Below are 2,021 nucleotides of genomic sequence, written 5' to 3'. Positions count from 1 at the left end.
CTCGCGGATCATCGCCGCAGCGACCGTGTCAGCGCTGTGATCGCCGGGCAGGTGGAGCAGGATCACGAACCGGGTCGAGCGCTCCACAAGGGTGCCAATCGCGGTCCCGTCACAACCGATGATGAGGTCCCCTTCCTTACGTTGTTGTGGTGGGTGATTTCGGGACTGTCGTAGTGTGTCGATCACCCTCGGGTGGCGGGTATGGCTGAGATCGCCTTGCCGCATAAACGGCTCACTGGGAATGGCCGCCCGCTGCCCGCAGATGACTCGACCGCTGATTGAGAATTGCGACATTGATCGCTGGGTAAGGACGTGCCGGCGTGGTTATCGACAGGGAAACTGCTATCAACGAGACGGAAGGAACCTTCAGATGCCAGCAGTATGGGCGGGAATCGATTGAGGAAAGCGGGCGCATCACTGCGTCGTGATCGACCAGGCCGGGGAGATGCTTCTCTCCCAACGGATAGATAACGACGAGACCGTGCTGCTCGAGATCATCGCTACGGTCACCGAGATCGCCGATGGGCACGAGGTCGTATGGGCGACGGATCTGAACTCAGGCGGCGCAGCTCTCCTGATTTCCCTGCTGGTCGATCACGGCCAGCAGCTGCTCTATATCCCGGGCAGAATCATTCACCATGCGGCTGCGACCTACCGCGGTGAGGGCAAGACAGACGCGAAAGATGCCCGAATCATCGCCGATCAGGCACGGATGCGCACCGACCTCCAACTCGTTCGCGATGGTGATCAGATCAGCGTTGACCTGAAACTTCTGACCGCTCGACGCCTGGACATCATCCACGACAGGGTGCGCGCAATCAATCGGCTCCGCGCGACCATGCTGGAGTACTTCCCCGCGCTGGAGCGCGCGTTCGACTACTCCAAAAGCAAAGCCGCTCTCACGCTCTTATCGACCTACCAGACGCCCGGAGCGCTTCGCCGGATGGGAGTAACGCGTCTGGCGGCATGGTTGAAAGCCCGTGGCTGCCGCAACAGCGTCACCGTCGCCCAGAAAGCAATCGACGCCGCGCGTGAGCAAGAAACGACGTTGCGCACCGAGATTGTCGCCGCCACCCTCGTGTCGCGCCTGGCCGCCGTAATCACCGCAATCGACGCAGACCTCGTCGACCTCGACAAAACCATCACCGCCCGATTCAACGAGCACGAGAACGCTGAGATCTTGGAAAGCATGCCAGGATTCGGGCCCATCCTCGCCGCCACGTTCCTTGCCAACACTGGAGGCGACCTGCGCAGCTTCGAAAGCCCGGACCGGCTTGCAAGCGTTGCCGGCGTCGCACCAGCTCCCAGAGACTCCGGCCGCATCAGCGGCAACCACCACCGGCCCCGCCGATTCAACCGGCGGCTGTTACGAACTTGCTATCTCGCAGCACTATCAAGCTTGAAGAACAGCCCCGCCTCCAGGGCTTACTACGACCGAAAGCGCCGCGAAGGGAAAAACCACAAACAGGCGCTGCTCGCTCTCGCCCGGCGACGCATCAACGTCCTCTGGGCAATGCTCCGCGACCACACCCTCTACCAGGAACCAGCCGAGANATCCCGATGCTCAAAACCGCTTGACAAAGACATTGAGATTCCCAATGGCCGGGGATGGCTCGATCGGCTATTTCGGGCGGCCGGTCACTGATCTTGAGTGCTTCTTTGTAAGGGCTGTTTTTGTGCCGGTCAGCGCTGTGCGACACCCGCTTCTTCCGCTTCAAACTGAGTTTCTCAGCCAGGTCTGCCCGCAGACTTCCGCGGGTTTGCACATATAACGCCTGATAGATCGTCTCGTGGCTCACCTGCATAGTCTCATCCTCGGGACAGTAGAACGCCAACATGCTGGAGATCAGTTTCGGGCTCCAGCCGTCGTCCATCCACACCGCGATCAGGCTGCACAGCGGCTCGTTCAGGGCCAGCTTCAACGGCTTGGGCCGATGCCGCGCCTGATGCGCTTTGGTATGCGCCGCCGACGCGTAATACACCCCGTCCGCACCCATATTCCGGTTCACCTCCCGCCAGAC

Annotated in this window: 1 protein-coding gene and 2 pseudogenes; 1 reads left to right on the top strand and 2 read right to left on the bottom strand. The window is 61.0% G+C overall.

Annotated elements, in window-relative coordinates:
* Window positions 1-135: pseudogene (locus tag E3O11_RS16700) on the bottom strand (IS30 family transposase); the annotation flags it as partial.
* A 235-nt stretch (window positions 136-370) separates the two neighbouring features.
* On the opposite strand from E3O11_RS16700, the pseudogene E3O11_RS16695 reads away from it, so the two are divergent.
* Window positions 371-1,540, top strand: a pseudogene (locus tag E3O11_RS16695) (IS110 family RNA-guided transposase); the annotation flags it as partial.
* Here the strand turns inward: E3O11_RS16695 and E3O11_RS18850 are convergent.
* Window positions 1,497-1,997: an IS30 family transposase gene (locus E3O11_RS18850; RefSeq protein WP_422386453.1), complete on the bottom strand. Its 501-nt coding sequence runs from the start codon at window positions 1,995-1,997 to the stop codon at window positions 1,497-1,499. The pseudogene E3O11_RS16695 and the gene E3O11_RS18850 sit on opposite strands and share 44 nt — an antisense overlap.
* Between the last annotated feature and the right edge of the window lie 24 nt (window positions 1,998-2,021).

This window comes from Cryobacterium levicorallinum (assembly GCF_004402405.1).
Lineage (GTDB): Bacteria > Actinomycetota > Actinomycetes > Actinomycetales > Microbacteriaceae > Cryobacterium > Cryobacterium levicorallinum.
The sequence above is the reverse complement of the archived record's forward strand: the minus strand, read 5'-3'. Positions and strand labels throughout refer to the sequence as shown.